At 70.4% G+C, this 26,630-nt stretch carries 24 protein-coding genes; 10 read left to right on the forward strand and 14 right to left on the reverse strand.

What is annotated here, in order from left to right:
• The first annotated feature begins 456 nt into the window (after positions 1-456).
• Together BC793_RS12365 and BC793_RS12370 are read left to right on the forward strand one after the other, a co-directional pair.
• Entirely contained in the window at positions 457-1,161 is a 705-nt protein-coding gene (locus tag BC793_RS12365; protein WP_109592490.1) for a maleate cis-trans isomerase family protein, read from the forward strand.
• Positions 1,162-1,388: 227 nt separating this feature from the next.
• Complete coding sequence (locus tag BC793_RS12370) at positions 1,389-2,135, forward strand: hypothetical protein (protein ID WP_109592492.1); 747 nt, start codon at positions 1,389-1,391, stop codon at positions 2,133-2,135.
• A gap of 213 nt (positions 2,136-2,348) precedes the next feature.
• Here the strand turns inward: BC793_RS12370 and BC793_RS12375 are convergent, their stop codons facing one another.
• Genes BC793_RS12375 through BC793_RS12385 form a run of 3 tightly spaced genes read right to left on the reverse strand, consistent with a single transcriptional unit; the run spans position 2,349 to position 4,989 of the window.
• Positions 2,349-3,398, reverse strand: coding sequence for a hypothetical protein (locus tag BC793_RS12375; protein ID WP_109592494.1), 1,050 nt, complete (start codon positions 3,396-3,398; stop codon positions 2,349-2,351).
• A gap of 19 nt (positions 3,399-3,417) precedes the next feature.
• Positions 3,418-3,834 carry a hypothetical protein gene (locus BC793_RS12380; protein ID WP_109592496.1) on the reverse strand — a complete coding sequence of 139 codons (417 nt, stop codon included), beginning with the start codon at positions 3,832-3,834 and terminating at the stop codon, positions 3,418-3,420.
• A gap of 21 nt (positions 3,835-3,855) precedes the next feature.
• Positions 3,856-4,989 carry an NHL domain-containing protein gene (locus BC793_RS12385; protein WP_158319232.1) on the reverse strand — a complete coding sequence of 378 codons (1,134 nt, stop codon included), beginning with the start codon at positions 4,987-4,989 and terminating at the stop codon, positions 3,856-3,858.
• A 127-nt stretch (positions 4,990-5,116) separates the two neighbouring features.
• Here BC793_RS12385 and BC793_RS48775 point away from each other — a divergent pair, with 127 nt between their 5' ends.
• On the forward strand, positions 5,117-5,638 hold the full coding sequence (locus BC793_RS48775; protein ID WP_146246239.1) for a hypothetical protein: 522 nt from the start codon (positions 5,117-5,119) through the stop codon (positions 5,636-5,638).
• A gap of 38 nt (positions 5,639-5,676) precedes the next feature.
• Here the strand turns inward: BC793_RS48775 and BC793_RS12395 are convergent, their stop codons facing one another.
• Positions 5,677-7,647, reverse strand: a complete 1,971-nt coding sequence (locus tag BC793_RS12395; protein ID WP_109592502.1) for an acyl-CoA dehydrogenase family protein — start codon at positions 7,645-7,647, stop codon at positions 5,677-5,679.
• A gap of 101 nt (positions 7,648-7,748) precedes the next feature.
• Here BC793_RS12395 and BC793_RS12400 point away from each other — a divergent pair, with 101 nt between their 5' ends.
• A complete protein-coding gene (locus BC793_RS12400; protein ID WP_109592504.1) occupies positions 7,749-8,318 on the forward strand; it encodes a PadR family transcriptional regulator in 570 nt (189 codons plus the stop codon).
• Entirely contained in the window at positions 8,315-9,190 is an 876-nt protein-coding gene (locus BC793_RS12405) for a CPBP family intramembrane glutamic endopeptidase (RefSeq protein WP_109592506.1), read from the forward strand. Before BC793_RS12400 ends, BC793_RS12405 begins: the two co-directional genes overlap by 4 nt.
• A 41-nt stretch (positions 9,191-9,231) precedes the next feature.
• Here the strand turns inward: BC793_RS12405 and BC793_RS12410 are convergent, their stop codons facing one another.
• The gene (locus BC793_RS12410; protein WP_109592508.1) at positions 9,232-9,495 is read right to left on the reverse strand and encodes a hypothetical protein; all 264 of its coding nucleotides are present in this window, start codon (positions 9,493-9,495) and stop codon (positions 9,232-9,234) included.
• 192 nt (positions 9,496-9,687) lie between these two features.
• On the opposite strand from BC793_RS12410, the gene BC793_RS12415 reads away from it, so the two are divergent.
• Both BC793_RS12415 and glxA read left to right on the forward strand, forming a co-directional pair.
• Positions 9,688-11,430 (forward strand): glycosyltransferase family 2 protein, encoded by a 1,743-nt coding sequence (locus BC793_RS12415; RefSeq protein WP_239169954.1) that lies wholly within the window; start codon positions 9,688-9,690, stop codon positions 11,428-11,430.
• A complete protein-coding gene (gene glxA, locus BC793_RS12420; protein WP_109592510.1) occupies positions 11,427-13,376 on the forward strand; it encodes a radical copper oxidase GlxA in 1,950 nt (649 codons plus the stop codon). The genes BC793_RS12415 and glxA overlap by 4 nt, the downstream gene beginning before the upstream one ends.
• Positions 13,377-13,389: 13 nt before the next feature.
• On the opposite strand, the gene BC793_RS12425 is transcribed toward glxA, so the two are convergent.
• From BC793_RS12425 to BC793_RS12435, 3 genes are read right to left on the reverse strand one after another with little or no spacing between them, the layout of a single operon-like run.
• The gene (locus BC793_RS12425; protein WP_109592512.1) at positions 13,390-14,391 is read right to left on the reverse strand and encodes a glycoside hydrolase family 6 protein; all 1,002 of its coding nucleotides are present in this window, start codon (positions 14,389-14,391) and stop codon (positions 13,390-13,392) included.
• Between the two features lie 39 nt (positions 14,392-14,430).
• On the reverse strand, positions 14,431-15,138 hold the full coding sequence (locus tag BC793_RS12430) for a hypothetical protein (RefSeq protein WP_239169955.1): 708 nt from the start codon (positions 15,136-15,138) through the stop codon (positions 14,431-14,433).
• Positions 15,131-15,706 (reverse strand): RNA polymerase sigma factor, encoded by a 576-nt coding sequence (locus BC793_RS12435; RefSeq protein WP_239169956.1) that lies wholly within the window; start codon positions 15,704-15,706, stop codon positions 15,131-15,133. Before BC793_RS12435 ends, BC793_RS12430 begins: the two co-directional genes overlap by 8 nt.
• Positions 15,707-15,955: 249 nt before the next feature.
• On the opposite strand from BC793_RS12435, the gene BC793_RS50535 reads away from it, so the two are divergent.
• Complete coding sequence (locus tag BC793_RS50535) at positions 15,956-17,152, forward strand: YncE family protein (RefSeq protein ID WP_203896160.1); 1,197 nt, start codon at positions 15,956-15,958, stop codon at positions 17,150-17,152.
• On the opposite strand, the gene BC793_RS12445 is transcribed toward BC793_RS50535, so the two are convergent.
• Together BC793_RS12445 and BC793_RS12450 are read right to left on the reverse strand one after the other, a co-directional pair.
• Positions 17,135-17,749, reverse strand: a complete 615-nt coding sequence (locus BC793_RS12445) for a class I SAM-dependent methyltransferase (protein ID WP_109592514.1) — start codon at positions 17,747-17,749, stop codon at positions 17,135-17,137. The two genes, BC793_RS50535 and BC793_RS12445, sit on opposite strands and share 18 nt — an antisense overlap.
• Entirely contained in the window at positions 17,746-18,822 is a 1,077-nt protein-coding gene (locus BC793_RS12450) for a hypothetical protein (RefSeq protein WP_109592516.1), read from the reverse strand. Before BC793_RS12450 ends, BC793_RS12445 begins: the two co-directional genes overlap by 4 nt.
• Positions 18,823-18,992: 170 nt before the next feature.
• Here BC793_RS12450 and BC793_RS12455 point away from each other — a divergent pair, with 170 nt between their 5' ends.
• The gene (locus BC793_RS12455) at positions 18,993-19,916 is read left to right on the forward strand and encodes an AbfB domain-containing protein (protein ID WP_203896162.1); all 924 of its coding nucleotides are present in this window, start codon (positions 18,993-18,995) and stop codon (positions 19,914-19,916) included.
• A 42-nt stretch (positions 19,917-19,958) separates the two neighbouring features.
• Here the strand turns inward: BC793_RS12455 and BC793_RS12460 are convergent, their stop codons facing one another.
• The 4 genes from BC793_RS12460 to BC793_RS12475 are packed head-to-tail and all read right to left on the reverse strand — an operon-like array spanning position 19,959 to position 25,061.
• Positions 19,959-21,950 (reverse strand): beta-galactosidase, encoded by a 1,992-nt coding sequence (locus tag BC793_RS12460; RefSeq protein ID WP_109592518.1) that lies wholly within the window; start codon positions 21,948-21,950, stop codon positions 19,959-19,961.
• Positions 21,947-23,290: an ABC transporter substrate-binding protein gene (locus BC793_RS12465; protein WP_203896163.1), complete on the reverse strand. Its 1,344-nt coding sequence runs from the start codon at positions 23,288-23,290 to the stop codon at positions 21,947-21,949. Before BC793_RS12465 ends, BC793_RS12460 begins: the two co-directional genes overlap by 4 nt.
• Before the next feature lie 29 nt (positions 23,291-23,319).
• A complete protein-coding gene (locus tag BC793_RS12470; RefSeq protein WP_109593018.1) occupies positions 23,320-24,180 on the reverse strand; it encodes a carbohydrate ABC transporter permease in 861 nt (286 codons plus the stop codon).
• 14 nt (positions 24,181-24,194) lie between these two features.
• On the reverse strand, positions 24,195-25,061 hold the full coding sequence (locus tag BC793_RS12475; RefSeq protein WP_109592519.1) for a carbohydrate ABC transporter permease: 867 nt from the start codon (positions 25,059-25,061) through the stop codon (positions 24,195-24,197).
• Between the two features lie 100 nt (positions 25,062-25,161).
• On the opposite strand from BC793_RS12475, the gene BC793_RS12480 reads away from it, so the two are divergent.
• Positions 25,162-26,220, forward strand: a complete 1,059-nt coding sequence (locus tag BC793_RS12480; protein WP_239169957.1) for a LacI family DNA-binding transcriptional regulator — start codon at positions 25,162-25,164, stop codon at positions 26,218-26,220.
• Positions 26,221-26,630: the final 410 nt, after the last annotated feature.

Consider the following 26,630-nt stretch of genomic DNA (forward strand, 5'->3'; position numbering starts at 1 on the left):
CGTATCCCAAGGGGAAACACCGACGTTGGCGGGCGGCCCACCCTGATTTTCACGCCTGCGAGGCGTCACCGGAAGGGATAGGAGAACTGACCTGATCCGGCAGCATCCGCGGCGAGGGCCGGTCGCTTCGGCGGCCGGCCCTCGCCGCGTGTGGGCCGCCGGTGTCGTCGGGGATCGTCCGGAATCTCGGCGGGAAAGACGTGCCCGACCCTCCCGCCGCCTCGACAATATCTTTACTATCGAGATAACCGCGGTGTAGTTTTTTGGAGACGCCGTTTCGCTAGGAGGAACCGTGACCGGACAGCCGTCCTGGCGGAAACGCATCGCCGGGACGCGCTCACCGGCGGCGGGACCGGGTAGGTATTGCTCCGCGCGTTCCTCGACCGGGGCGCCCCGGTCGCCCGCCGCGGGCAGACGCCCGCACGCCCACCCGCCCGCACCGATCGGAGCCCTTCGATGACCGACGCCCTCGGCTGGCGCCGCAAGTTCGGCGTCCTTGCCCCGTCCACCAACACGATCGTCGAACCCGACTTCTACGCGATGGCCGTACCCGGCGTCACCTCGCACTTCTCCCGCATCCACCTCCGCAGCGAGGGCCTCTCCGACGACACCGAGCTCGGCTCGGCCTGCGAGCGGGTGCTGACCTGCGAACCCGACTACATGGTCATGTCGACGGAGACGTTCCGGGACGGCGCCGACGGCAACCGGGGGCTCGTGGCCCGGATCAAGAAGATCACCGGACTCGACGTGGCCACCGGCGCGGAAGCGTGCGAACGCGCCCTGCGGGCCTACGGGGCCCGCCGGATCGGCGTGATCACGCCCTACCAGCCGGCCGGCGACGCCGACGTGGTCAGGTTCTTCGGCGAGATCGGCTTCGAGGTGACCGCCATCGAGGGCCTGCGGTGCCCCACCGCGGTGTCGATCGCCCACGTCACCGAGGACGAGCTGCGCGCCGCGATCCTCGACGTCAACACCCCCGACGTGGACGCGATCGTCCAGTGCGGCACCAACCTGTCCATGATCCGCCTGGCCGACGAGGCCGAACGCTGGCTGGGCAAGCCGGTGATCGCCGTCAACGCCGCCACCTGGTGGATGGCGCTGCGCGAGAACGGCATCAAGGACCGGGTGTACGGCGCCGGCTCCCTACTGCGCGAATATTGACCGCCCCGGTCGGCGCGACCGGCCGAGTCGCGGCACCCCCGGCGGCCCCATTTCCGGACAAACCACACGGTCAGCGAACGGTGCGTAGCGCCCCGCTGACCGTGCGGAATGCTTCGTATTCGCCGCATAAAGGTAATCGATTCGTTGTCCGGTGCCGATAGGTTTGCCAGGCTCACTAATATTCCGCGCGGCGCGGGGGTCCCCGCCGCGGTGATGAGAGAAGATCGATGACGAAGACTGCCTTCCGGGCCGGCCTTGCTGCCCTGGCCACCGCCACCATGCTGCTCTCCGGTTGCGGTGGTTCCGACAGCACCGAGCCGAAGGGCGGGACGACGACGGCGGCCTCGCAGGCGCCGGCCGACAACGGTGTGGCCGCGATGACCGCCGACGAGATCCTGACCAAGGCCAAGGAGGCGCTGACCAAGGCCGGCTCGTTCCACATGGCCGGTTCGGCGACGACCGACGGCGAGACCATGTCGCTGGACTTCAAGGTCGCCGGCAAGGACTTCGTCGGCACGATGTCGATGGGCAAGGACGCCGAGGTCGAGGTCCTGGCCGTCGGCGGCAAGCAGTACATGAAGCCGAGCGAGGGCTTCTGGGCGATGATCGCGGGTCCCGAGCAGGCCAAGAAGATGGTCGCGGCGACCGGCGGCAAGTGGGTGCTGGTCCCGGCGAAGGACCAGATCAGCGGCCTGTTCGCCGCCGCCGACGTCAACGAGCTGCTGAAGCCGGGTGGCACCCTGTCCAAGGGCGAGGCCACCAAGGTCGGCGAGCAGCCGGTGATCACCCTGAAGGACAGCAGCGACGCCGACTCCCTGGTGTTCGTGGCGACGACCGGCGAGGCGTACCCGGTGCGCATCGGCCCGTCCGCCACCGGCGAGGGTGTCACGTTCAGCGAGTTCGGCGCGAAGTTCGACGGCATCGTGGCCCCGGCCGCGAACCAGGTCATCGACCAGGCCACCCTGGGCAAGTAGGTCATCCGGCGGTCCGGGGGCGCCCGCGCCCCCGGACCGTCCCGGGCTGCACGTCGATCGATGAACTCCCCCGGCTATGAACGCCAAGATCATCCGGGCCGGCCTCGCCGCCCTGGCCACCGCGACCGTGCTGCTCTCCGGCTGCGGTGATGCCGTCTCGGCCGTCGTGGGCAGGTAGGCCACGGGCCGACGGGCGCTCAGCGGCGCCGGGTGTCAGCCAGTGGGATGCAGATCCTCGATGATCTGAGCCGGTGTCGCGGTGGCGATGGTCGGGGCCGGCACGGTGAACGGGTTCGTCCCGGGGGTGCCCGCTCGCATCCGTTCGGCCTCGACAGCTCGGGTCAGGGTGAACAACGCATTCGAGGCATGCCTCTCCGCCTCTGCGAACTCGCTGCTGATCTGCCCGAGTGCGGTGGACACGTTGATCGCGACCTCAGCAGCGGTCGGCGCCGCCAGCGGCAACTTCTCCTCCTCCGGCCGGTCCGGCAGGAGGCCCTGGCCCACGGTGCCGCCGACCTCGAGCAGAACGCCCGCCGTGAGCAGCGCCACCCCCGGGTTGAAGGCGCCGATGACGGTCCCGACGGCGACCATGATGATCGTTCCCCATTTGAGGGTCGTATCCACGGAGGAGTTTCTGCTGACCGCCTGGGTGGCGTTGATCGCTTGGTCGAGCAACGTGAGCACCGCTTCACGCCGGCGCATGTAGATCAATCTGGTCAGCTTCATCTGATCGCCCGCCAGGCGCACCAGCTCGCGGTGATTCGGCAGGGTGTTCTCCAGCGGAGTGACGAAGCTGCTGATGAAGTTCGTCCGGAACTCGCCGGCCCAGTGCACCATCTCACCCCGGACGTCGTTGATCCGGCCGAGCGCTGAACTGGATCCCGTCCAGCCGCCTGATGTCTGGGCATCCCCACCGAACTTCGCCTCGATCTGTCCCAGCAGAAGGACGACCGCATCGAACTGCATCGGGTCAGGGTCGAGATGCCGCTCGAACGAAGGCACGATCCATTCGTAGTCCTCGGTCCGGACCCGCTCGCGATACCGGTTGAACTCCTCCTCGGTGATGCCCCGTCGCTGTGGAACGCCGGGATGTTCCTCGTCCCACTTGGCGGCGACCGCCTTCGCCCACGAGTCGGCATCCTCGATGGTCTGCCGGATCAGCTCTTCCTTGAGCCGGCGCGCCCCCTGACGTACCGCCGAGGCGTATGTCTCACCGGTCAGCCGCACGGGAATCGGGGCGTCCAGGATCTCAGCCGATGCCATGTCGAGATACCTCCTGCCGTCAGGACGCTGTAGGCCGCCGGGGACGGTCCGGGTCATCCGGCGCTGGCGGGTTCGCGGCGACGTCCCGGGGGTCGTGGTCCGTCTCCATGTAGGCGTCGAGGATGGTCCTGCCATTGGCGGCGTCGACCTGATTGAAGATCTCGGTGGCGTGACGCACGCCCTGAGCGGCCTCCATCACCACATCACCCATCTCGATCATGAGGCTCTGCAACTCCGCGCGGAACGCATACCAGGCGTTCTCGACACCGCTCACGGGTGGTAACAGAGACCCGCTGTCGCTCGCTGGGATGTACAGATCGGTGCTGGGCAGTCCCATGATTCCGCCCGCGCCGTAGAAGACGCTCGCAATGCGTGGCAGGTGCACCTCCGACACCGTCCACAGGTGATAAAGGTCCCCACCGACGATCTCCGCCATCTACTTCCCCCCGAATCCCTGTCATTTCGCCGATGCCCGTGGGCGGCTCCGCGTCATCAGGACCACGGCCGCCACCGCGAGGACGAGTACGCCGGCCCCCAGCAGCCACGGCCACACCGTTCCGGCCTGTGGCGCCCCGGGCGACGGATGGGACGCGTCCACCCTGAAGACCCGGCTACCGACCATGTCGAACAGATAGAGCGGGCCGTCCCCGGCAGGGCCGGCGGCCAGGTCGAACGGCCCGAAGCCGAGGTTCGCCGTGTCGAGCTCCGTTGCGGTCGCGACGGCCCCATCGGTGCCTAGTCGTCGTACCGCATGTCGGACGTCGTCCACCACGTGGACGTCGGATGCCCGGCCGGCCACGGAGCGCACATTTCCCAGTGCGTCGTCTCCCGGCGGCTGCGCGGTGCCATCGCCGACAGTCCATCGGTCGGCCTGATGATCCAGGATCGGCGACACCGCGTCACCGCGCATCCGGTACAGGTCCTGCGCCGCGATCCAGAGATTACCCTGACCGTCGACCGCCAGACCGTTCGGGGCGAAGACCTCCGCGACGACGCTCACCGCGCCTGCCGGTGTGATCGCGACGACCCGGTTGTTCTCCCGGTCGGACACGTAGAGCGTGCCGTCCGCCGCTACCGCCAGTCCTCGAGGGAACCGCATCGGTCGGTCCAGCACGCCCTGACCGGTGGAGGCGTCCAGGCGCAGGGAGATCGTGCCGTCCGGAGCCAGCCCGTAGACCCGGAAGCCGGGCCCGTCCGCGATGAACAGTGTGCCGTCGAGGCCCACGGCCAGCTCACCCGGAAGTGAGAGCGAAAGCCCCGTTCCCATGGTTCCCGCCGGGACGGGACCGGCCTCCCCGGACGGCGTCCCGTCGCCCGCCACCGTGCGGATGACTCCATCCGGCGTCACCGCGCGGACGCGATGGTTGGCGGTGTCCGCGATGTAGAGCGTGCCGTCTGAAGCGACCGCTCCTCCGTACGGCTTGTTGAGCCGGGCGGATTTCGCCGGCCCTCCGTCGCCGGAGAACCCCGCGCTGCCGTCACCTGCCGCCAGGTCCAGCGATCCGGTGTCCCGTTTCGCTGCCACCGGCGCCGGCGCGGCCAGAATGGACAGCAGCACCGTCACACCGATGGCAACACGTCTCGCTGTCACGATTTTTGTGTACCACACACCACCGCATACGTTGGCTGTCATCAATCGGTTCGGCGATCGATGCACGCGGACGGAAGGCTGACACATGCATCCTCACGGCGCTGATCTGGGTGATCTTCTACGCGGCATGATCGTTACCGGAAAATCGCCGGATGATCAGATTCGGGCAACCGTCACCGGCAATCTGACCCTTGAGATCATTTTTCAGCGCCATACCTACGAATGGTACGACGAAAGCGGCCTGACCAGGCAATTGGCAGGTCTGGGAAAGAACACGTGGGTGGCCTGGGAACGCGAACGGCGAGAGATCGTCCGACGGGCGCTGTCACTGACATCCGAGGAAGCGGAACAAGATCGCCGGAACCGCGGTGACGCACGGCATCAGCGATTCCAGGACGGTTTGCACACGTTGCAGTGTCGGGGCGTTTCACCATCCGCGATTCTGCGCATCTCGACGACTGGAATGATCGATTGGCGCGTCGACATCGAGCCCGGGGTGCTGCGGGAGTTCGGTGAGCGAGATTTCGTGGAGGAGGCGACGGCGGCGTTCGCCGATCTGATGCGTGATCGGGAGCGCAAACTCATCCTGCTCAAGGCCGAGCACTTCGACCTCGGCATCCCCCGCGCCTGGCGGGAGCGCCTCCGGTAGCGGTGGCACGCCGGCGGGCGCGCCACCGGTCACCGGTGTCAGTCGGTCGGGGTGGCGCGGACGGCGTCGTCCTCCTTGGCCATCGCGTCCTGGCGGGCCGGCTCCTCGCGGAGGATGGCGGCGTTCAGCCATTCGTCCGGGATGGCGAAGGCGTCGACCAGGGTGCGCATGTGCGGGCGCAGGTCGCGCAGCAGGTCGTTGATCACCGCGGTGACGGCCTTGGAGCGGGCCGGTGTCAGCCGGCCGTGTTCCAGGAACCAGCCCTTGTCGGCCTCGATCACGGTCAGGGCGTAGAGGTCGCAGACCTTCGACAGCAGTGCCCGGGCCGACGGGTCGCCGGACCGTTCGATGCCGGCGACGAAGGCTTCCAGGGTGATCCGGTCGATGTGGGCTTTCGCGGTGGCCAGCACGTGGTCCTGGACGTCGTTGAAGATGTCGAACGGGCGGTCCTTCTTGGTGGCGGCTCCTCCGCGGAGGCGGCGGATCACGCTCTCCAGCAGGTGCTTCTCCCGGTCTTCGAAGACGGACAGGTGCCAGCCGCGGTCGGTGACGGCGACCTCCTCGTCGCGGCCGGGTACGGCGCTGACGAGCCGCTGGATCAGGGAGCGGGCAGCCGTACGCTCGAGGACCATCTCTGTGACCTGTTCGGCGACGAACGTCGCCCGGCCCCAGCCGTCCAGGGAACCGAAGGCGTCGCGGTAGCCGGTGAGCAGGCCTTTTGCGACCAGCTGGAGCAGCACCGTGTTGTCGCCCTCGAAGGTGGTGAAGACGTCGGTGTCGGCTTTGAGGCCGGGCAGCCGGTTCTCGGCGAGGTATCCGGCGCCGCCGCACGCCTCCCGGCACATCTGGATGGTGCGGGTGGCGTTCCAGGTCTGCATCGCCTTGAGGCCGGCGGCGCGGGATTCGAGTTCGCGCTGCCGGTGTTCGTCGGGTTCGGTGAGGGCGAAGACCTCGGACATGGTGACGGCGAGTTCTTCCTGGGCGAAGGCGTACGCGTACGCCCGCGCCACCGCCGGAAGGAGTTTGCGCTGGTGGGCCAGGTAGTCGTTGAGGGCGATCTCGCGGTCCGCGCCGGGGGCGGTGAACTGGCGGCGGCTCTCGCCGTAGCGGACGGCGATGGTGAGGGCGTTGCGGGTGGCCGCGGAGGCGGCGGCGCCGACGGTGACCCGGCCGCGGACGAGGGTGCCGAGCATGGTGAAGAAGCGGCGGGTGTCGTTCTCGATGGTGCTGGTGTACGTGCCGTCCGGCGCGACCTGCCCGTACCGGTCGAGGAGCATGTCCCGCGGGACGATCACGTGGTCGAACGTGAGCCGTCCGTTGTCGACGCCGAGGAGCCCGGCCTTGGGGCCGGCGTCGCCGATGGTGACGCCGGGCACCGGGTTGCCGTCCGCGTCGCGGATCGGCACCAGCCAGGCGTGTACGCCGTACGACTTCCCGCCGGTGATCAGCTGCGCGAAGACGACGGCCATCCGCCCGTCGCGGGCCGCGTTGCCGATGTAGTCCTTCCGCGCGGCCTCATGCGGAGTGTTCAGGATGAAATGCCCGGCTTCTTCATCGAAGACACACATGGTCCGCAGCTGCTGGACGTCGGATCCGTGACCGGTCTCGGTCATCGCGAAGCAGCCCATGAGGTCGGCGGAGATGATGTCACGCAGGTAGGCCTCGTGGTGCCGGGCGGTGCCGAGCGCGACGACGGCGCCGCCGAACAGGCCCCACTGCACGCCGGCCTTGACCATCAGGGACAGGTCGACCTGGGCGAGCATCTCGGCGGCGACGGTGGAGCCGCCCGGGTCGTCGGAGCCGCCGAACGCGGCCGGGAACGCGGCCGCCACACCGACGTCGGTCGGCAGCGCGCGGATGAGCCGGCTGACCCGTTCCCGTGCCTGGTCGCCGGTCTCGCCGGGGACGGTGACGAACTCGGCGCCGAGTTCGTCGCGCACGGCCTGCCGGATGTGCGCCCACCGGCCGTCGAGCACCTCGGCGAGGGAGGCGGAGACACCATTGATCATGACCCTATATTACCCACGAGTAACCAGGATGAACATGACGCGCGTCATGACAGACGCTGTTGTATCTGCTAGAAATATCTGGCAGATACAAGGAGGCGCGGATGGCACGGTCGAGTCAGACCCAGATGGCGGTTCTCGGCGGGTTGAGCATCGAACCGATGACGGCATATGCGCTGCGTGAGGCGATCCGCGATGTGCTCGGGCACTTCTGGAGCGAGAGCTTCGGCCAGATCTACCCGACACTCCAGACCCTCGAGGAGGAGGGCCACGTGCGGCGCCGGGAGGGCCCGCGGGCGCGGTCCTCGGTCTTCGAGATCACCGGGTCCGGCACGGCCCGGCTGATCGAGCTGCTCACCGAGCCGATCCGCGGCACACCCCCGCGCGACGGCCTGCTGCTGCGGCTCTTCTTCGGCCGCACGCTGGGCCGCGAGCGATGCCGCGGGTTGCTGGAGGCGGCGCGCGACACGGCGCTGAAAAACCTTCAGGGGTACGAATCACTGCAAACCCAGTTGTCCGCGCAAGAGGGCGACACCCCCGACTGGCCGTTCATCGAGGTCACCATCCGGGCCGGCATCCACCACTCCCGGGCCACGATCGCCTGGGCCGACGAGTCCCTGGCAGCGCTCGGCGATCCGGCCGGCCATCCCGAGCCCGAGGAGCCACAGCCATGACCGGCAGAGCCCGCCTCAACTTCGCCCTCTTCACCCTGGCCGTGATCGGCACCGGCTGGCTCGGCGTCGCCGTCGACCGGGCGGCCGGCGTGCAGACCGCGACCGGCACCGCCACCAGCAGTGGCAACGGTACGACCGGCATGCTGGTGTTCCTGCTCGGTCCGCTGGTGGCCGCACTCCTGCTGTATCTGCTGTCCCGCGACGGCGGCGGCCCCCTCGGCCTCGCGCCGCGGGCCGGACTCCGTTGGTACGGCCTCGCCGCGGTCTTCTATCCCGTGGTCACCGCGATCGCGATCGGCCTCGGCGTGGCCACCGGCCTCGTCACGGTCACCGGCCGGCCCGGCCTGGCGGCCGCCGTGATCAGCGTCTTCGCCGTCCAGCTGATCAAGAACCCGATCGAGGAGTTCGTGTTCCGTGGCTACGGCACCCGGACCGCGCTGGCCATGGGTCTGCGCGGCCGGCTCGTCCCGCATCTGCTGGCGGGCGCGGTGTGGGGGCTCTGGCACGTGCCGCTCTATCTGGTGTGGACGTCGGCGGCGGACATGCGCCTCGTCACGTCGCTGCCGATGACCCTGTTCCTGCCGTTGATGCTGGCCGGGACGATGGCGGCGTCGGTGCTCTACGGCGAGGTCCGCGCCCGGACCGGCTCGATCTGGCCGGGCGTGCTGATGCACAGCGTCTGCAACGCGATCGCCACACCGCTGATGGTGGGCGGATATCTCACCTTCGAGGGGCACAGTGACGCGGTGTTCTCGCCGGTCGCCGCGTCGATCGTGCTGACCACCCTGACGGCGGCCGCGGGCCTGGCGCTGATGCACAGCAGGAAGCCGGCGACCGTACGGCCGCCGGCTTCTCTGGAGAAGATCGGCTGAGTGCCCGGATCACGGTGCCGGGCCGGTCGCGCCGACGGGGATCAGTCGTCGTAGCCGGGCACCGTGAGCGGGTGCCGTTCCTCGTCACGGGCGGCGATGCCGGCCATCGAGCGCACGTACTGACGCCGGGTGATCTCCCCGTCCATGAGCTGGGCGCAGAGCACCCCCTCGAGGCTCTGCGGGGCGAAGAGCCCGTCCGGAATGGTCAGCGGCTCCACCTCGGCAGACGCGTCCGCACGCACCCCGCGCACCGCGAGCACACAGGCGGCGGCCAGGACCAGGATGAGCAGGAACAGGATCAGCATCGCCACCGCCTTGTCGGGTCATCGCGGGGCGTTCGCACCCCGCCTGACAGAGAGAACGGATCACAGGGCGTGTCGGTTCGACGATTTCTGTCACTGACCGCAACGAAGTTCCGGGCCGTCGACCACCATGACACGACACGATAGGAGTACGACGTATGCCCGGATTTTACTAATTATGGCTATCTTGCCTCTGTGCCCGGAAAGAGTGTTGTATCCCGTCTGCCGGATTATCGCGGCTTCAGCCGGCTCGCCGGTGACGCCGAACCAGCCCCGGAAGGCGACGACTACCGGGTCCGGTTGCGTCCGCTGTCCCGTCGCCGCCCCATCCGCTCGGTCCTGATCGCGGTCTTCGCGTTCGCGTTCGAGGCGACCTTCTTCGGATGGCTGCTCTCCTCGGTCCAGCTCCCCGACCGGCGGATGCAGACCGGGCTCTTCCTCGCCACCGCGTTCATGATCGTCGCGATCGCGCTCATCGAACTGTTCCGTCTGGTCAACGTGGTGACCCTGTGCCTGGCCACACTCCAGGCCCGTGACCCGGTGCCGGTGGTACCGGACGAGCGGCTGCGGGTGGCGTTCCTGACCACGATCGTGCCCGGCAAGGAGCCGATCGAGATGGTCGAGACGACGCTGCGGGCCGCCATGCGGATCCGCCACGGCGGCCGGTTCGACGTGTGGCTGCTCGACGAGGGCGACGACCCCGAGGTCAGGCGGATGTGCCGGCGGGTGGGCGCGTACCACTTCAGCCGCAAGGGCGCGCCGGACTGGAACACGCCGTCCGGGGCCTTCAAGGCGAAGACCAAGCACGGCAACTACAACTCCTGGATGGACCGGCACGGCGACCGGTACGACGTCTTCGTCTCGGTCGACCCGGACCACGTGCCGCTGCCGAACTTCTGCGAGCGGCTCCTCGGCTGGTTCCGCGACCCGGACGTGGCGTTCGTGATCGGCCCGCAGATCTACGGCAACTACGACAACGTGATCACCCGCTGGGCCGAGTCGCAGCAGTACCTGTTCCACTCGCTGCTCCAGCGGGCCGGCAACCGGCTCGGCATCCCGATGCTGGTCGGCACCAACAACGCGGTACGCATCAGCGCGCTCCGGTCGATCGGCGGACTCCAGGACTCGATCACCGAGGACATGGCGACCAGCCTCGCCCAGCATGCCCGCCGCAACCCGGCGACCGGCCGGCGCTGGCGCTCGGTCTACACGCCGGACGTGCTGGCCGTCGGCGAGGGGCCGTCGTCGTGGACCGACTACTTCAGCCAGCAGCACCGCTGGTCGCGCGGCACCGACGAGGTGTTCGTGGCCGGGTTCGCCCGGATGGTCCGGCGGCTCGGCTTCCTGCGGACGGTGCACTACTCGCTGCTGATGGCGTACTACCCGCTGACCGCCGTGTCCTGGCTGCTCGGCGCCGCCACCGCGGCGCTGCACGTGCTGCTCGGCGTGCAGGGCGTCCAGGTGCCGCAGCAGGTGTGGCTGATGCTCTACGTGGACGCCGCCCTGTTCCAGGTCGGCCTCTACCTGTGGAACCGGCGGCACAACGTCAGCCCGCACGAGGAGGCCGGTTCCTCCGGTCTCGCCGGCATGCTGCTGTCCACGCTGTGCGCGCCGATCTACGTCACCTCGTTCGTGCAGGCCGTGCTCCGCAGGCGGGCCGGTTTCGTGGTGACGCCGAAGGGTGACTCGGCCAGCCCGGACCGGCTGCTCACCTTCCGTACCCATCTGCGGTGGGCGGTCTTCTACGCCGCCCTGCTGGCCGTGGCCGCGGTGACCGGCCACGCGCACGGGTTCATGTGGCTGTGGCCCTCGCTCAACCTGGCCCTCTGCCTGACCCCGCCGGCGATCTGGGCGCTACAGGCGCTCGGCCGCAACCACCACCAGACCGTCACCGTGGAAGACGACAAGGAACCCATAATGATGGAAATCGCCGCATGAGTACGCGACGACGCCCGACGCTCGCCCGGCGCCTGCTGACGATGGCGGTCACGCTGCCCCTGATGGCGGCCGTGGCCGTGGTGAACAAGCCGATCGTGGTCTTCGCCGCCGAACGTTTCCACGAGTTCAGCATCAACCGGCCCTCCTACAAGGAGCAGTACGGCCACTGGTCCCTGCTCGACGTGCCGGCGAAGTTCCGGATCAACGCCGTCCACGCCGCGCTGCTGCGTACCGGAAAGATCCTGATCGTCGCCGGATCCGGCAACAACCGGGACGCTTTCGAGGCGGGCACGTTCCGCACGATCCTGTGGGATCCGCGCACCGACGCGTTCAAGGACGTCCCGACCCCGACCGACCTGTTCTGCGGCGGGCACACGTTCCTGCCGAACGGCAATCTGCTGGTCGCGGGTGGCACCAAGTCGTACGAGGTGCTGGAAGCGGACATCAAGAGCGCCGCCGGCGTCATGAAGATCAAGAACGAGTCACCGGACCGCGGCCCCCGCACGTTCCCGAAGGGCACCCGGCTGCTCGGCGCGAACGGCCGCGCCTACCTGACCCGGGCCGAGGTGACCGTGCCCGCGGCGGCCAAGATGTCGCACGGCGGCCACACGATGGTGCACGCCGGCGAGACCGAGGTCTGGGTGGACGCGGCCGACGCGGGCGACGCGGGCACCGTCACGCAGCCCGCCCAGTACGCGATCGACGGCCTGACCGGCACCGACACCCGCAACCTGTACGGCATCGCCGACAAGATCACCCGGGAGAAGCAGGAGTACGGCGGGGACCGCACGTCGTACGAGTTCGACCCGATCGCCGAGCGCTACGTCCGCACCGGGGACATGGTGGAGCACCGCTGGTACCCGACCCTGTCGACGATGCCGAACGGCGACGTGCTGGCGGTGTCCGGGCTGGACGAGTTCGGCCGGATGCTGCCCGGCGTCAACGAGCGCTACAAGGTCGCCCAGCGCAGGTGGGTGGCCGCGCCCGAATTGCAGCGGGTCTTCCCCACCTATCCGGCGCTGTTCCTGACCCGCGACGAGCGGCTGTTCTTCTCCGGCTCGAACGCCGGCTACGGCTCGGACACCGAGGGCCGTACCCCGGGGCTGTGGGACGTGACGAAGAACAGGTTCCAGACCGTACCCGGACTGGAGGATCCGCAGATGACCGAGACCAGCTCGTCCGTGCTGCTGCCGCCGGCACAGGATCAGAGGGTGATGATCATGGGCGGGGGCGGGGTCGGTGACTCACCGGTCTCCACGGCCCGGACCGCGATCGCCGACCTCGACGAGAAGGAACCCCGCTACCGGCCCGGACCGGACCTGCCGGCACCGACCCGGTACCTGAACACCGTGATCCTGCCGGACGACACCGTGTTCACCAGCGGCGGCTCGTCCGGGTACCGGGGTGGGCCGTACCAGGGGAAGAACCGCAGCGACCTGCTCACCGCGCATCTCTACGACCCGCGGCGGGAGGTGTTCCACCAGGCGGCGGCACCGAGTGTGGGCCGCAACTACCACTCCGAGGCGCTGCTGCTGCCGGACGGCAGGGTGGTCACCATGGGCAGCGACCCGATCTACGACGGCACCGGGAAGAACCCCGGGAAGTTCGAGCAGCGCATCGAGATCTACAGCCCGCCCTACCTGTTCCAGGGCGAACGGCCGGCGATCGGCGGCGGGCCACGGACGGTCAAACGCGGGCGCAGCGCCGCCTACGCGACCGCGGACGCCGACCGGATCACCGGGGCCCGGCTGGTCCGGCCGAGCGCGGTCACCCACGGCACCGACGTCGACCAGCGGTCGATCGAGCTGGGCGTACGGCGTACCCCCGGCGGGGTGACCGTGACGGTCCCGAACGAACCGGGCCTGCTCCCGTCCGGCTGGTACATGCTGTTCCTCACCGACGGCGAGGGCCTGCCCTCCCCGGCCCGCTGGGTGCGGGTGGCATGACGACGGGGACCGTTCAGTTGGTGGCGAGCCCGAGGGCGTACTCGGGCCACCACTGACCGGCCGGCGGGGCGTCCGGAAGGCACGCCCCGTCGGACTCGCCCGGCCGTTTCACCCACAGGTACGCGTCGACGCGGGGCGTGCCGGTGTCCTCGGTCGGCGCCGGCCCCAGCGCACGTCCCGGCGGGTTGCACCAGTGCCCGTCGGCGTTGCGCCCGTCGACCGGCGCCGGCCCGTTGCCGTTGCGGCTGGTGTCGATGACGAACGGTTTCCCGCCGAGTTCGTCGGAGACGGCCGTCCCGTACGCGACGTTGTCCTCGGTGGTCTCGAAGTTGGCCACGTTGAGGCTGAACCCGTCGGCGCTCTCGACCCCGGCGTCCCGGAGAGCCGCGGCCACCCGGCCGATGTCCTTGATCCAGCCGGGGTTGCCGGCGTCCAGGTAGACCCGCGTGCCGCCGCCCTCCTTGAACGCCCCGATCGCCTCGCGCAGCAGCGTGAGCCGTTCCTCGGCGGCCGGCCCGGTGACGCAGTCGTCGAGCACGTGCGGGACTGCATCGGGCTCCAGGACGACGATCGCCTGCCGTCCGCGGACGACCGCGGCCAGGTCGGCGATCCACGCCCGGTAGGCGGCGGCATCCGGCGCACCGCCACCGGAGTGGCCGCCGCAGTCACGCTGCGGCACCCAGTAGGGCACCAGCACCGGCGTACGCCCGGCCGCCCCGGCCGCCGCGACCAGCCGCCGGGCCCGGTCCTGGAAGCCCGGCCGGTCGTCGGCGAACCAGACCGCGTTCGGCGCCTCGGCGATCCTCCGCACCGCGGCCGCGTCCGCACTGCGGCCCTGCGCCTCCCAGGCCGCCACCTGCCGGACGGCGGGGGCGTCCGGCTCCACATAGAACACCGTGGACCCGGTCGCCGACGGCCGGGCCGGCGCCGTCGGGGCGGGCCGCTCGGGGGCGGAGGTGCAGCCGCCGAGAACGACCATCGTGGCCAGGCAGCAGAGTGCAGGAAGACTTCTCATCCCGACGAACGCTACCGACCGCGCATACCCGATCCCGGCTCAGCGCACCGAGCCTGCCACCGCAATCGCCTCTTCGAGTGTCACGATTCCCTCCAACCGGTAGGTGACGGTGTCCGTCGCCCAGATCAGGGTCGGTCCGGCCAGGCGCGCGGTCGCGGTCCGTTCCACCCCGTCGCGGCCCACATAGGTCACCGGGTGCGGGCCCGGCAGCCAGGCCGCGCCGATGCCGCCGGGCAGCTCCACGGGACGGGCGTCCGGGGCGGTCTTGAAGAACGCGGTGTCCAGCCGCCCGTCGAACACGTCCACCCGCACCGCGCCGCCGCGGTAGATCAGCGTGACCACCCGTGGGCGACCGTCCGCGTCCGGATCGGAGCGCAGCACCTGGTCCGGTTCGCCCAGGTGCGCCGGGGCGGCGACCGGGAAGGCGGCGGATGCGGTCGCCGACGGCAGCGCGCTCGGGGTGCCGGGCAGGGCTCCGCGGGGCGGCTCGCGGCGTACCTCCACTCCGGCGATGCGCAGCAGGTCACCGACCACCTCGACCACCGCGGCCCGGGCCGGGTCGACCACCGCGACCGTCGTGATCAGCGCGGCCACCGCGGCCGCCACCCACACCCGGGCGCGGCGCGGCCGGGCCGCCGGCGCCGCGAGGCGTTCCCGCACCGCGATCCGCTGATCAACAGCCGGGGGTACGGTCACCCGCGCCCCCAGGTCACGCAACTCGGCGATCAGGTCCTCGGGTTCAGGCACCGGCCACCCCCTCCGGCATCCGGTCCCGCAGTCGCGTCAGCGCCCGCGAGGTCCGTGACTTCACCGTCCCTTTCGGCACGTTCAGCGTGACCGCGGTCTCCGCCTCGGACAGGTCCAGCAGATAGCGGCAGACCAGCACCTCACGGTCCCGGTCGTCGAGGCTGCGTAACCGGTCGACGAGGAGCCGCCGCCGTTCGCGGGCCAGCGCCGACTCGGCCGGGTCGGGCTCGAACAGCAGCGGGTCCTCGCGTGCCGCGGCCCGCAGCCACAGCCCCTCCCGGCGGCGCCGGGACCGCACCAGGTTGCGGGTCTCGTTCGCCACGATGGCCAGCAGCCACGCCTTGAACCCGGCGTCGCCCCGGAACCGGCCCAACTGCCGGTACGCCTTCACGAACGCCTCCTGCACCACGTCGTCCGCGTCCGCCCCGGCGCCGAGCAGTACCGCCGCCCGGTGCGCGGGCACGGTGAACCGCGTGACCAGGACCTCGTACGCGTCCACGTCACCGGCCCGGGCCCGGGTCACCGCGGCCGCCTCGTCGATGTCGATGGTCGCCCCCTCCGCTGACACACCCTAAAGACACCGCCCACCCCCGATCGGTTCCCGGCTGGCCCCCACCGCTGCCTCACCCCCAACGAGACACCGCTCAGCACCAGCCAGACCTCCGTGGCTGGCTCCCACCGCTGCCTCAACCGCGGTGAGACACCGCTCAGCACCAGCCGGATCTCCGTGGCTGGTTTCCGCCGCTGTCTCAACGGCGGTGAGACGGCGGTGGGAGCCGGCCGGGAACCTCGGTGGGGCGGGCGGTGTCTTCGGGGTATGACGACCCGCCGCAACCTTCTGCTGCTCGCCGGATCCGCCCTCGCCCTCGGCGGCTGCCGGGAGACCGCCCAGGCCGCGCCCACCACGCCCACCGCGCCCGACGTGCTGCTCGCCGAATCGGACCGCGGGCTGCTGCGCCTCGGCCCGGCCGGCGAGCAGGTGCTCGGTCCGGCGGCGGCCGGCTACGACGGCGCCCACCTGTACGCGGCCCGGCCGGGCGGCCTGGACCAGGTGGACCCGGCGAGCGGAACCGCGGTGCGCAGCGCGGCGCTGGCCGACGGCTGGATCCCGCGGGTCGTCTCCACCGACGGCCGGGCGTGCGCGCTGAGCCGCACGGGGGCCTCCGATCGGCCCGCCGCGCGCGCCCGGACCCGGCTGCTGATCACCGGGCCGGGCGGGGCTTCGGAGCGGGACCTGGCCGGGGTGATCGAGCCGGACGCGTTCACCGCCGACGGGACCGGCCTGTTCGTGCTGGAGTGGCTGCCGGCGGCCGCGCCCGACCACTACCGGGTACGGCTGCTCGACCTGGCCACCGGGGAGGTGCAGCCGCTCAGCACCCGGGACAAGACGCCGCTGCCGCCGGGTGCCGAGGAGGAGATGCGCGGCGACGGGCGGCAGGCGGTGCTGTCCGCGGACCGGACCATGCTGTTCACCCTCTACACCCACCAGCCCGGCCATCGGCACACCCGTGATCTGCTCTCCGGGCGGCCGGGCGGCGCGCACGCCTTCGTGCACGTGCTGCACCTGAGCGAGCGGTGGGCGTACTGCCTGGATCTGCCGCATCCGTTCGGCGAGGGACCGGCCGCCGGGCACGCCCTGGCCGCGGACGGGCGCACCCTGTTCGTGGCCGATCTGAACGCCGGGAAGCTGGCCTACGCGAGCCCGGAGTCGCTGGCGATCGAGCGGGTGGTGGACGTGCCTCCGGTGCCGGAGTCGACGGCCGCCCTGGCGCTGACCGCGGACGGCCGGGTGCTGATCGGGGCGGGCGGGGTCACCGTGCTGGACCGTGCGTCCGGCCGGCAGACGGGCCGCTGGGAGCTGCCGGGCGCGGTCCGCGGGCTGGCCCTGAGCCGGGACGGTGGGCGTGTCTACGCCGGCGGGACCGGCCGGGTCACCTGGCTGGACGCCGCGACCGGCACCCGGTCGGGGGAGGTGGCGGTCCCCGGGTTGATCGCCCTACGCCACGTCGTGTGAGCGGCGCAGCACGTCCAGCACGAACCACTCGTCCTCGTGGTGCACCACGTGGTCCAGGCCGGCGGTGGCGAGCAGGGCGGCGTGCGCGTTGAAGCCGTCGTAGCTGCCGCTGTTCTCCCGGTCGCGGAAGTGCACCGCGACCAGGTCACCGCCGGGCTCCAGGCGCCGGGTCAGTCCGTCCAGGGTGGCGGTCAGGTCGTCGCCGGACAGGTAGTAGAGCAGGTCACCGATGACCACCAGGTCGAAGTCGCCGTCCGGCAGGTCGGCCGGCAGCTCGGCCCGCTCGACCCGCACGTTCGGCAGGTCCGCGGTGTTCTGCCGGGCCAGCTCGACGGCCTCCGGGACGCTGTCGGTGGTGAGCACCTCGTCGCAGCGGCCGGCGAGCATCCGGCTGAGCGTGCCGATCGAGGCGCCCGGCTCGTAGCAGCGGCGGTAGCGTTCACGCGGCAGGCTGGCCACGGTGACCGCGAACTTGCGGCGGTCGTGCCACTTGGTCGCGACGTCCCACGGATCGTCCTTGGCCTCGTAGAGGCCGATGAAGTGGTCCAGGGAGACGGAGGTCTCGGGTGGCGCCGCGTCGCCTGCTGCTCGTGTCACTCGGCGATTGTGCCTCCGTCCCGGCCCTCGGCCACGGTCAGGGTGCCGACGCCGTTCTCCGCGACCAGGTCGATGCCGCCGTCGCCGGTGCCCACGGTGAACCGGCTCCCCCGGTTGACGCCCTTCCTCCGGTCGCCGTAGAGGTCGACCGTGCCGGCGCCGCGTTCCAGGACGGCCCGGACCGGGGCGCGGCCGCCGGTGCTGACCCGCCAGTCGCGGACGCCGCCGGTCATCGAGATCGGTACGACCTTGTCCTGCCGGGGCAGTGTCAGGTCGATCTCGGCCGCGCCGCCGACCAGGTCCACCCGGCCGACCTTCGCGCCGGTGAGATCGATCGCGGCGGTACGGACGCCGCCGAGCATCAGCACCGACCAGGTGACGTCCGGGCTGAGGACCACGTCGACCTCGGCGGTGCCGGGGTCGGTGCCGTCGTCGACGAAGATCCGTACGGTGCCGTCGCGCACCTCGGCGCGGGTGCTGATACCGCTGCCGACCGGGCTGCTCACCCGGTACCAGTCCTCGCCGGTGTCGCCGACCCGCACGCTGAGCGCGGTGGTGCCGTCGGTGAGTTCCAGGGTGGCGAGGTCGGGCACCGGCGCGGCGGGCGCGCTGGTCTCGATGGAGACGGGCGGCTGACCGGCCGGGGCGGCGCCGGTGGCCGTGGCGGTCGGGACGGTCAGCACCGGGCCGGCGGTGGGTTCGGTGGGGCGGGTGGCGTACCACGCCAGCCCGGCGGCGGTCAGGATCGCGGCGGCCAGGGCGGCGACCGGTTTGCGGGAGGCGCGGCGGACACGGGTCTCGGCGAGCCGGAGTTCCACGGTGGGCCGCTGCGAGCCGCGGGGCATCCAGGCCGGATCGGTACGGACGGCGTCGGCCCCCTCCGGCTCGTAGTGGTCGGCGGCCGGCCCGAGCCGGTGCGGCGCGTCGGGCCAGAACCCGGAGATGTCGGGCAGCTTCGGCCCGGTCCCGGGTGGGCCGGTGACGACCAGTTCGATGACCCTGGGGTCGTTCTCGGCCGGGCTGTCGGTGTCAGAGACGGCAGGACTGTCCACGTAGCTCTCCTCGAGGCGCACGGCAGAACTCCACGCCGGTGATACGGATGCGAGCCCCGTTCGGTTCGATTGGAGCGCTCCCAACAAATGGGGACATCGTTTCCTCTTGCCCTGAGATGCCCCGAGCGTGTAGATCCTTATCGAATCCTTAAGTGATTCTGTGTGAACGATCCCCCACGGAAGCGAAATTGATGCCGGAAGACGACGCCCGTAACGGTCTGCGGGTCGGCGGCTGGATTCCGCCCTATTCACCCGGCGGCGGCCCCGCCGGGCCGATCCGGCCCACCGCACACGCGTACGCCAACTCTCCCCGCCCCCGCGACTCCTTCACCCGCCTCCGCGGCGAGGGGACGATGCGGCCACGCCTCGTGCTGGCCGCGGCGCTCTGCCTCGCCTGCGCGGCGACCGCGGCGATAGCCGTGGTGCTGGACGCCTCCCGCAGCACCGAGCCGGTCGCCGCCGAGTTCACCGTCCCGGTCGTCCCCGGGCAGCCGATACCGGCCTTCCCGGCACCCTTGGACTCGGAGGACGTACCGGTCAGCGTGCAGCCGTCACCCTCCGGCACGGTGCCGCCGGTACCGTCGACCGAGCGCCCGGCGGTACCGCCGAAGAGTTCACCGGCGGCGACCCGGACCACCACGAGACCGCCCGCGGCGACGCGGCCGGCGCCCCCGCCCCCGGTCCGGTTGAGCGTCGGTTCGACGGTCGGGCTGGAGGCGGCCGATCGACCCGGGCACCGAGTCCGGCACCGTGACTTCCGTGGCCGGCTGGAGGCGGTCAGCGCGTCGAGCAGCGCCGGGGAACGCGCCGACTCCGGCTTCCGGGTACGCACCGGACTCGGCGACGACGACTGCGCCTCGCTCGAATCGGTGAACTTTCCCGGATATTATCTCCGCCATCGAAATTTCGAAATACGGCTAGACAGGAACGACGGCTCGGCGCTATTCCGCCAGGACGCGACTTTCTGTCAGGTATCGATTCGGCAGGGCACCGCACTGGCGCTCCGGTCGACGAATTATCCGCGCCACTACGTGGTCGCCGACGGTGACCGGCTGAAGATCACCGAGACCACCGCGGCGGGGGCGACCGCCTTCACGCCGCGGAACGCGCTCTGACCGACCCCGGCCGGCCCATCCGGCCGGGGTCGGTCAGTGCCCTCAGTTCGTCCGGAGAACGGTCACACCGCGGGCCGGCAGGATCCCGGCGCCCGGCAGGGCGCCGAGGTCCACCGGCTCGTCGGTCCGGTTGATCAGGAACCAGTGGTCGCCGCGGACCGCCAGCTCGACCCGGCCGCCCCACTCCGCGGGCAGCTCACCGCGCACCCCCGCCGGGCCGAGCAGGCCGGGCACCAGCGCGGCGATCCCGTCCGGGCCGAGACGGGTGGAGACGTACGCCGCCGACCCGGCACCTGCCGGCCGCCGGGTGACCGCGGCACGCTCGGCCTGGTCCCCGGTCTTGTAGCGGGCCAGCACCTCGACGTCGTCGCCGGTCACATCGATCCGGTCGGTCCAGATCGTGCCGGTGGTGCCGTTGTCCAGCTCGACGCTCTCCTGGTCGAGCAGCGGGCCGAACTCCTCGATCCGGATGCCCAGCAGCTCACGCAGCGGTCCCGGGTAGCCGCCCAGCCAGACGTGGTCGTGCTCGTCCACGATGCCGGAGAAGTACGTGGTGACCAGGTGCCCGCCCCCGGTCACCCAGTCCCGCAGCCGGTCGGCCAGCGCGGCCGGGACGACGTGCAGGATCGGCGCGATCAGTACCCGGTACTCCTCCAGCGGCCCGCCCACCGGCAGCACGTCGGCGCGGATCCCGGCGTCCAGCAGTGCCGTGTACCAGTCCAGCGCCTCCTGCCGGTAGCGGAGCCGCTCGGTCGGGTGCGAGTCCTGCTCGGACACCCACCACGACTCCCAGTCGAAGACGATGCCGACGGCCGCGCGGCCCCGGCGCGAGCCGGCGATGGGCGCCAGCTCCCGCAACCGCTCCCCCAGCCGGGTCACGTCCCGGAAGAGGTCGCTGTCGGTCCCGGCGTGCGGCAGCATCCCCGAGTGGTACTTCTCCGCGCCGGCCCGCGACTGCCGCCACTGGAAGTAGCAGACCGCGTCGGCGCCGTGCGCGACATGGGTGAGGGAGTCACGTTCCAGTTCGCCCGGCTTCTTGGCGACGTTGACCGGCTGCCAGTTGACCGCGCTCGTCGAGTGCTCCATCAGGAACCACGGCCGGCCCTCGGCGATGTTGCCGGTCAGGTTGGCCGAGAAGGAGAGCTCGTCCCGGGCCTGTGGGCCGGGCAGCACGTAGTGGTCGTTGGACACGAAGTCGACGTCGGCGGCCCAGTCGGCGTAGTTCATCCCCTTCGTCTCGCCCATCACCATGAAGTTCGTGGTGACCGGCACGTCCGGGGTGATCTGCCGGAGCAGGTCGCGTTCGGCCCGCAGGTGGTCCTTCAGCGCGTCCGAGGAGAACCGCTTGAAGTCCAGCTGCTGGGTCGGGTTCGGGTACGAGGCGGCCAGCCGGGGCGGCAGCACCTCCTCGAAGTCGTCGTAGCGCTGGGACCAGAACGCGGTCGCCCACGCCTGGTTGAGCGCTTCGACGGTGCCGTACCGGGCGCGCAGCCACCGCCGGAAGGCCCCCGCCGCGTCGTCCGAGTAGTCGTAGATGTTGTGACAGCCCAGCTCGTTGTTGACGTGCCAGGCCACCAGCGCCGGATGCTCGGCGTAGCGGACGGCCAGCTCCCGGACCAGGCGCAGCGCCCGCTCCCGGAAGATCGGCGAGGTGGGCCGCCAGTGCTGGCGCCCGCCCGGCCACAGGGTCTCCCCGGTCCGGGTCACCGGCAGGATCTCCGGATGCTTGCGGGTCAGCCACGGCGGCGGCGAGGCGGTGGCGGTGGCCAGGTCGACGGCGATACCACCGGCGTGCAGCAGGTCCATCACCTCGTCGAGCCACGCGAAGTCGTACACGCCGTCGCGGGGTTCGAGCCGGGCCCAGGAGAAGATCGCGAGGGAGACGATGGTGACGCCGGCTTCCCGCATCGCCCGTACGTCGTCGTCCCAGACCTCGCGGGGCCATTGATCGGGGTTGTAGTCCGCGCCGAATTCCAGACGCGCCGACCCGGCGCGGCGAAGCCAGCGCCGGGTCGTCTCTGAGCTGTGCGTCATTTAACCGTGAAGCCCTGTTCCTGGCCGTACTTGACGGAGGCGTCCTGCCAGGCCTTCAGGCCGTCGGTCAGGTTGCCCTGGCCGATGTAGGCCTTGCCGACGGTGTCGCCGTAGATGCTGTTGGCGTAGACCTGGAACGGCAGGTACGACCAGCCGCTCACGACCTGGCCCGCGGACTCGGCGAGCACCTCGTTGACCTTCTGGCCACCGAAGTACGGGAATTCCTTGTTCTTGAACTCGGTCGCGTTCAGTTCGGCCGTGGTGGCCGGGAAGGCACCGGCGTCGACCCGGGTCTTGGCGCCCTCCTCGACGGCGGCGTACTTCACGAACGCGTACGCCAGAGCCTTGTTCGCACCGGCCGCCGGGACGGTCAGGGAGCTGCCGCCGTTCTCCGCGGTCGCCTTGGCGCCGCTCTCCCACTGCGGCATCGGCGCGACCCGCCACTTGCCGTTCGCGGCCTTCGCGCCGGACTCCAGGTTGGACGGCATCCACGCGCCGGTGACCAGGGTGGCGATGGTGCCGTCGCCGAGGCCCTTGTACCACTCGTCGGTCCAGCCGACGACCGGCGAGAGCAGCTTGGCGTCGATCAGCTTCTGCCACTGGGTGGCGAACTTCGACGAACCGGCGTCGGCGAAGTTCACCGTCACGTCGGTGCCGGAGACGGTGTACGGCTTCCCGCCCGCCTGCCAGATCAGGCTCGTGGTGAACCCGGCGTCGCCACTGTCGCTGGTGATGTACGCCTTCGGGTCCGCCTTGTGCAGCTTCTCGGCCGCCGCCGCGTACTCCTCCCAGGTGGTCGGCACCGCGATCTGGTGCTTGTCGAACACCTCCTTGTTGTAGAAGAGCGCCATCGGGCCCGAGTCGATCGGCAGGCCGTAGATCTTCCCGCCGGCGTGCACCGCGTTCCACGTGCCGGGGGTGAACTTGCCGTCCAGCCCGGCCGCGCCGTACCCGTCCAGTTCGGCCACCGACTTGTTCAGGGCGAACTGCGGAAGGGCGTAGTACTCGATCTGGGCCACGTCCGGGACTCCGGTGCCGGCCTGGATGGCGTTCAGCAGCGCGGTGTACTGGTCGTTGCCCGTACCCGCGTTGACGAGTTCGACCTTGACCTTGGGGTATTTGACCTGGAAGTCGGCCGCGACCTTGGTGATCGTGGTGTCCCACGCCCACACCTTCAGGTTGCCACCGGCCTCCAGTGCGGCGGCGACGTCGGCCTCCGACACGGTGCCGCCGCCGGCCCCGGTGTCCGGGTCGTCGGAGCTGGAGCAGGCCGTGGCGGAGGCCAGCAGGGTTATCGACAGCGCGGCGCCAAGGAGCGCCCGCCGGCGGATGATCGTCATTGCGGTTATCCCTTCGGTGATAGGGGATGTCACTGTTTGACACTCCCCGCGGCCAGTCCGGACTGCCAGTAACGCTGCAGCAGCAGGAAGACCACGGTGAGGGGGATGATGGTGAGCAGCGAACCGGTGATCACCAGGTCGAAGACGACGTCGCCGCCGACCGTGTTGGCCTGCCGGTTCCAGGAGTAGAGGCCGAGGGTGAGCGGGTACAGGTCGGCGTTCTTCAGCATGATCAGCGGCATGAAGAAGCTGTTCCAGGTCCACACCAGGTTGAACAGCAGCACCGTGACCAGGCCCGGGGCCAGCAGCGGCAGCGCCAGCTTGAAGAACGACCGGAACTCGCCGGCCCCGTCGACGCGCGCCGACTCGAGGATCTCGTTCGGCACCGCCTCGGTGGAGTACGTCCACATCAGGTAGAGGCCGAACGGCGACACCAGCGACGGGACGATCACCGCCCACGGGGTGTCGGTGAGACCCATCTTCGCGAACATCAGGAACGTCGGTACGGCCAGTGCGGTGGGCGGCACCGCGATCCCGCCGAGCACGATCGCGAAGACCGCACGCCGTCCCCGGAAGTCGAACTTGGCCAGCCCGTACCCGGCCAGCGCGGCCAGCAGGGTCGCTCCGCCCGCACCCACCACCACGTAGAACACCGTGTTCAGGACCCAGCGCCCGAAGATGCCGTCCTGGTAGGTGAAGGTGTCGGAGATGTTCTGGAACAGGGCGAAGTCGTCGCCGAACCACAGCCCGAAGGTGCCGAGCAGATCCTCCTGGGACTTCGTCGCGCTGAGCACGAGCCAGACCAGCGGAAGGACCGTGTAGATCAGCATCAGGCCGGTGACCAGGGTGAGCACCGTGCTGCGCTTGGTCTTCTTCTTCGTCACGCCCATCGTCACGTTCTTCTTCACAGCGACCCTCGCATGGTGCGGAGCTGGAAGAGGTAGGCGACGATCATCGTCGAGACACCCATCAGCAGCGCGATCGTCGCCGAGTAGTTGACCTGCTGCCCGGCGAACGACAACTGGTACGCGTAGATGTTCGGGGTGAAGTAGGTGGTCACCGAGTTCGGCGCCAGGCTGTCCAGCACCTGCGGCTCGTTGAAGAGCTGGAAGCTGCCGACGATCGAGAAGATCCCGGCGACGACCAGCGGGCCGCGCAGGGCCGGCAGTTTGATCGCGCGGATGATCCGGAACTCACTGGCCCCGTCGATCGCCGCGGCCTCGTAGAGCGCGTTGTCGATCACCTTCAGCCCGGAGTACAGGATCAGCATGTTGTAACCCACGTACTGCCAGGTCACGATGTTGCCGATGGTGACGAGGATCCAGGACGGCCCGAGCGGGTCGGGCAGGCTCAGACCGAACGTCTCGTTGATGCTGCCGACCAGACCGAACCGGATCCCGTAGAGGAACCCGGCCATCAGGGTCGCGACGACCGACGGCACCGCGTACGGCAGGAAGATCGCGACCCGGAAGAAGCCCGCCCCGTAGAGCCGCCCGCTGTCGATCGCGAGTGCCACCAGCAGGGCCAGGCCCAGCATGATCGGCACCTGGATGAGCAGGAAGAGCCCGACCCGGGTCAGGGCCTCCCAGAACTGTGGATCGCTGAGGGCCTTGGTGTAGTTCTCCAGGCCGACGAAGCTGGTCCCGCCCACGAGCCGGGTGCGGAAGACGCTGAGGTACGCCGAGTAGCCGATCGGTGCCAGGAAGACCAGTGCGAAGACCGCCAGGAACGGACCGGTGAACTGCCACCCGATCCATGAACGCCGGGTCAACCGTGCCCCCTCCCAAGGATGTTTACGTAAACATGTACGTCATGTTTACGTAAACATGACTGCCGTATAGTGGCACGGGCCACAAATCACGGTCAAGGAGATGATCACGATCGAAGCGCCCCGGCTCCGTGCCGCCTCGGACGTCCCCGGCGGGCGTCGCAAGCAGCGCGTCTCCATGGCTGACGTGGCCCGCCTCGCCGGAGTCTCCTCACAGACCGTCTCCCGCGTCGCCAACGGCGCGGCCGGCGTCGTTGAAACCACCCGCGAGCAGGTGCTCGCCGCCATGAGCGAACTCGGTTACCGGCCCAACAGCGCGGCCCGGTCACTGCGCTACGGGCGGTTCAACACGATCGGCGTCATCCTGTTCGGGTTGGCGTCGATCGGCAACAGCCGCACCGTCGAGGCGATCGCCACCCACGCCGCCGCCGAGGGCTACGCGATAACCCTCATCCCGGTCGGTGCCGCCACCCAGGACAACGTCATGGGAGCGTTCACCAGAATGGGCGAGCTGGCCGTCGACGGCGTCATCCTCATCATCGAGGTGCACCTGCTCGACGCGTCCGCCGTCGCCATCCCGCCCGGCGTCCACGTGGTCGTCGTCGACTCCGACGCCGGGGACCGCTACCCCGTCGTCGACACCGACCAGGCCGACGGCGCCCGGCAGGCGGTCCGGCACCTGCTCGAACTCGGGCACCGTACGGTCCGGCACGTGGCCGGCCCCGTCGAGTCCTACGCCGCCGAACGCCGCGCCGGCGCCTGGCGCCACGTCCTCGAAGAAGCCGGGCGTCCCGTCCACACCCCCGAACGCGGCGACTGGTCCGCCGACTCCGGCTACCACGCCGGCCTGCGCCTCGCCGCCGACCCCGCCTGCACCGCGATCTTCGCCGCCAACGACCAGATGGCCCTCGGCGTCCTCCGCGCGCTCCACGAACGCGGCCGCCGCGTACCGGCGGACGTCAGCGTCGTCGGCTTCGACGACATCGCCGACGCCGGCTCCTACCTTCCCCCGCTGACCACCGTCCACCAGGACTTCGCCGAGGTCGGCCGCCGGTGCGTGCACGCCCTGCTACGCCAGATCCACGACGAACCGGCCGACGCCGGCACCGACCTGGTCGCGACCCGACTGGTCATTCGCGGGAGCACGGCCCCACCGGGGTGATCGCCGGCGACGGGCACCCGGACCGCGAAGGACTTCGTCGGGCCGCGCGAGCGACGGCACGGACGAGGTGACGCCCGATGGTCACGCTGTCCCTACCCGCGCCCGGGAGCCTGCACCAGTGACCGCACCGGATCCGCTCGGCACCGTCAAGGGATGACGTTTCTTCGCTGGGGCATCGCCGCGCTGTGCGGCGCGTTGCTGGCCGGAACGGCGCCCGTGGCCGTCACCGCCTCCGGCCGGGCGCGTGGCGCACTGGTCTCCGACACCCTGATCGCGGCATACGACGCCGGTCAGGTGGGCGCCTATCTGACCGGCTCCGGGCTGGACCCCGCCCGGGCCCGGTACGCCGTCGACGCACACCGCATCGTCTACCGGACCGTCGATCCGCACGGCCGGCCGACGACCGCCAG

The sequence above is a fragment of the Actinoplanes xinjiangensis genome, assembly GCF_003148685.1.
Taxonomy (GTDB): domain Bacteria; phylum Actinomycetota; class Actinomycetes; order Mycobacteriales; family Micromonosporaceae; genus Actinoplanes; species Actinoplanes xinjiangensis.

Bases quoted from the DNA above. Each gene is read 5' to 3' on its own strand.
- BC793_RS12365 (WP_109592490.1), top strand. From the start codon at position 457: ATGACCGACGCCCTCGGCTGGCGCCGCAAGTTCGGCGTCCTTGCCCCG.
- BC793_RS12370 (WP_109592492.1), top strand. From the start codon at position 1,389: ATGACGAAGACTGCCTTCCGGGCCGGCCTTGCTGCCCTGGCCACCGCC.
- BC793_RS12375 (WP_109592494.1), bottom strand. From the start codon at position 3,398: ATGGCATCGGCTGAGATCCTGGACGCCCCGATTCCCGTGCGGCTGACC.
- BC793_RS12380 (WP_109592496.1), bottom strand. From the start codon at position 3,834: ATGGCGGAGATCGTCGGTGGGGACCTTTATCACCTGTGGACGGTGTCG.
- BC793_RS48775 (WP_146246239.1), top strand. From the start codon at position 5,117: ATGATCGTTACCGGAAAATCGCCGGATGATCAGATTCGGGCAACCGTC.
- BC793_RS12395 (WP_109592502.1), bottom strand. From the start codon at position 7,647: ATGATCAATGGTGTCTCCGCCTCCCTCGCCGAGGTGCTCGACGGCCGG.
- BC793_RS12400 (WP_109592504.1), top strand. From the start codon at position 7,749: ATGGCACGGTCGAGTCAGACCCAGATGGCGGTTCTCGGCGGGTTGAGC.
- BC793_RS12405 (WP_109592506.1), top strand. From the start codon at position 8,315: ATGACCGGCAGAGCCCGCCTCAACTTCGCCCTCTTCACCCTGGCCGTG.
- BC793_RS12410 (WP_109592508.1), bottom strand. From the start codon at position 9,495: ATGCTGATCCTGTTCCTGCTCATCCTGGTCCTGGCCGCCGCCTGTGTG.
- glxA (WP_109592510.1), top strand. From the start codon at position 11,427: ATGAGTACGCGACGACGCCCGACGCTCGCCCGGCGCCTGCTGACGATG.
- BC793_RS12425 (WP_109592512.1), bottom strand. From the start codon at position 14,391: ATGAGAAGTCTTCCTGCACTCTGCTGCCTGGCCACGATGGTCGTTCTC.
- BC793_RS50535 (WP_203896160.1), top strand. From the start codon at position 15,956: ATGACGACCCGCCGCAACCTTCTGCTGCTCGCCGGATCCGCCCTCGCC.
- BC793_RS12455 (WP_203896162.1), top strand. From the start codon at position 18,993: ATGCCGGAAGACGACGCCCGTAACGGTCTGCGGGTCGGCGGCTGGATT.
- BC793_RS12460 (WP_109592518.1), bottom strand. From the start codon at position 21,950: ATGACGCACAGCTCAGAGACGACCCGGCGCTGGCTTCGCCGCGCCGGG.
- BC793_RS12465 (WP_203896163.1), bottom strand. From the start codon at position 23,290: ATGACGATCATCCGCCGGCGGGCGCTCCTTGGCGCCGCGCTGTCGATA.
- BC793_RS12470 (WP_109593018.1), bottom strand. From the start codon at position 24,180: ATGGGCGTGACGAAGAAGAAGACCAAGCGCAGCACGGTGCTCACCCTG.
- BC793_RS12480 (WP_239169957.1), top strand. From the start codon at position 25,162: ATGATCACGATCGAAGCGCCCCGGCTCCGTGCCGCCTCGGACGTCCCC.